Below are 2,675 nucleotides of genomic sequence, written 5' to 3' on the forward strand. Positions count from 1 at the left end.
GCGAGCAGGTCGAATTCCGTGCTCGTGAGGGAGAAGGCAGTCCCGCCGGCCGTGACCCGCCTGCGTTCGGGGTCGACAGTGACGGAGCCGACCGTCAACACCGACGTTTCGGGGCCGCTCTGGCGCCGCAGCACCGACTTGATGCGGGCCACCAGTTCGCGAGGCGAAAACGGCTTCGTGAGGTAGTCATCCGCCCCGAGCTCGATGCCCAGGATGCGGTCGACCTCGTCGTCGCGCGCGGTCACGAACAGGATGGGCGTCCAGTCGCCCGACTCACGCAGTCGCCTGCAGATCTCGATGCCGTCCATGCCGGGCAGGCCGACATCCAGCACGACAGCGACCGGACGCAGCCGACGGATGCTGGCGAGCCCGGCGAGGCCGTCTCGTTCGATGTGCACGCCAAAACCGGCCTCAGTGAGATAGAGGCGTTGCAGGTCCGCGATCGCGCGCTCGTCCTCGACGATCACGACCAGACCCCTGGCGTCGGTCATGGCACCATTCAAGCCGATCCTGCCCGCCGCCACCCGAGTTTGCGGCGGCCCTTACATTTCTCGAACACGCGGAATCCCGAACCCGCACGGCTAGTACGGCAGATCCCGGCGCCATGCCCCCTCGTACCCGATCGGCACGAAGCCAACAGCCTCGTTGACGTCGAGCATGTGGCGGTTCTCTTCCGCGTTGAACGTGAGGATCGATGGATGCCCGGGCCGGGTGCGCGCGAGGTAGTCGAGATTCGCGAGTTTCAGCAGCATCCCGAGCCGATGTCCGCGGTGGCCAGGAACGACGAGCGTGTCGCTCTGTTGCACTGCACGGGCGGGATCGCCGGGAACGAGGAGCGCCGTAAAGCCAATCAGTTCGCCCGTGGGAACATGCTCGACGGCGGCCACCAGGCGATCCCGCGTCGACTCGGCGATCCTCGCGTCGTCAGCGTTGAGGCGCGCAACCGACCAGGCATCTTCGGGTTCATCGAGACCCGCGTCGGGCTCCTCGATACTCATGCGAGTTCGGAGGACGGCCATTTCTTCCCGCCACTTCGTCGGCGTGGTGTTGGTCCAGTAATGCAGGCGGTAGTCGTCGCCGGCCACGGCAGCCGTTTCGGCAAGGCGGTCGGCGGCATCGAAGGGGAGCGCCAGCCGGCTGGCCCGAACGACCTGCTCGAGGCGATACCCGGACGCGAGCAGGAAGCGCACTTCGACGTTGTCGAGCGGCAGCGATCCGTAGCCGGTCGGTGCGAGAATCCGCCGACCGGCGGCCGCCCGGGATGGCGTGTAGACGATGGCCTTGTGAATCGCGTCGGTGCGCGCGATGCTCTGCATCCAGGCGCTGAGCGCTGCGCCGATTCCGCGCTGGCGGTAGTCGGGGGAGACGTCAATGTGAAGCCACACCGTGGCAGGCGCGTCGCCGGCCTCCAGCTCATACCGTGCCTGCCCGACGATGCGATCGCCGACGCGGGCGACGAACAATCTCGTCGGCTGGTTGTCCTGGTCAAGAAAGTCGAGCAGCGCTTCGGCCGGCGTCAGTCGCAGTTCGTCCGTCGAATAGGTGAGCGCCTCGTTGTCGAAGTGCACCGCCATCGCAGCCGCGAAGTCCTCCCAGCCGGCCTCACCCGGTGCCGCAGGGATCGCCAGCTCGTGGATGGAGTAGTCGGCGCTCATCCCAACAGCCAACCATTTTCGGCGGCAATCCGCGCGGCCTCTCCGGCGTTGCGCGCGCCCGTCTTTCCGATCGCAGAGGACAGGTGGTTGCGCACGGTGCCCTCAGAAAGGTGCAGCAGGGATGCCACTTCGGCCGAGCTGTTGCCCTGCCGCAACGAGACCAGCACGTCGGTCTCACGAGAGCTTAGCGGCGAAGGACCGGCCGCAAGGGACTCGGCCGCGAGCGCCGGATCCACCACGCGCTGACCGCTCGCGACCCGGCGCACGGCATCCGCCAACTGGCCGGACGGCGTGTCTTTGACAATGAATCCGGATGCGCCGGCCTCGAGCGCGAGCCTCACGTACCCCGGTCTCCCGAACGTGGTCACAATGAGTGCCCGGCAACTCGGAAACCCCGACCGGAGTGCGCGCGCGGCGCCGATCCCGTCGAGCCCCGGCATTTCGACGTCGAGAAGGGCGACGTCCGCTTGTGACGACCGCGCCGCTTCGAGCACCTCGTCGCCACGCCCAACCTGGGCGACGACCAGAAGGTCGGGTTCGAGGTCGAGCAGCGACGCGATCGCGCCGCGTACGAGCGCCTGGTCATCGGCCAGCAGCAGCCGAATCATGCCGGCCCCTTCTGAACCGTGAGCACAAAACCGCCACCAGTCGGCGACGCAGCCGTCACCTCCGCGCCGGCTTCTGCCGCCCGCTCGCGAAGGCCGCGAAGGCCGTTGCCGTGACCGCCCGCGAGCTCGCCACGACCGTCATCGCGAACACGCACGAGCTGGGGCTCAACCTCGATCCAGCACTCCGATGCCTGCGAGTGCCGGATGACGTTCGTGACGCCTTCGCGCACGACCCAGGCGAACAGCGGGCGCAGCTCCTCGGCGACCGCGTGGCCGTCGGGCGGCAGGTGCGGTTCGATGCCGGCGGCCTCCAGCGCGGTCTTCGCCGCCGAGAGCTCGGAGTCGAGGCTGACCTCGCGATAGCCGGTGACGGCCGCGCGGAGATCGGCGAGCGCCGTCCTGGCGAGCGCCT

Annotated in this window: 4 protein-coding genes; all 4 read right to left on the reverse strand. The window is 68.3% G+C overall.

The window, feature by feature from the left end; genetic code table 11:
* A partial coding sequence (locus JWQ24_RS28260; protein WP_299815852.1) for a response regulator transcription factor occupies positions 1-491 on the reverse strand: 491 nt, incomplete at its 3' end.
* 90 nt (positions 492-581) lie between these two features.
* Positions 582-1,655 carry a GNAT family N-acetyltransferase gene (locus JWQ24_RS28265; RefSeq protein ID WP_299815855.1) on the reverse strand — a complete coding sequence of 358 codons (1,074 nt, stop codon included), beginning with the start codon at positions 1,653-1,655 and terminating at the stop codon, positions 582-584.
* Positions 1,652-2,263, reverse strand: coding sequence for a response regulator transcription factor (locus JWQ24_RS28270; protein WP_299815857.1), 612 nt, complete (start codon positions 2,261-2,263; stop codon positions 1,652-1,654). The genes JWQ24_RS28265 and JWQ24_RS28270 overlap by 4 nt, the downstream gene beginning before the upstream one ends.
* The coding region (locus tag JWQ24_RS28275) for an ATP-binding protein (protein WP_366521474.1) at positions 2,260-2,675 on the reverse strand (416 nt) is incomplete at its 5' end. The genes JWQ24_RS28270 and JWQ24_RS28275, both read right to left, overlap by 4 nt.

This window comes from Tardiphaga sp. (assembly GCF_028290495.1).
GTDB lineage: Bacteria > Pseudomonadota > Alphaproteobacteria > Rhizobiales > Xanthobacteraceae > Tardiphaga.

Excerpts from the sequence above, each read along its gene's own strand:
- JWQ24_RS28265 (WP_299815855.1), bottom strand. The coding sequence starts at position 1,655 with ATGAGCGCCGACTACTCCATCCACGAGCTGGCGATCCCTGCGGCACCG.
- JWQ24_RS28270 (WP_299815857.1), bottom strand. The coding sequence starts at position 2,263 with ATGATTCGGCTGCTGCTGGCCGATGACCAGGCGCTCGTACGCGGCGCG.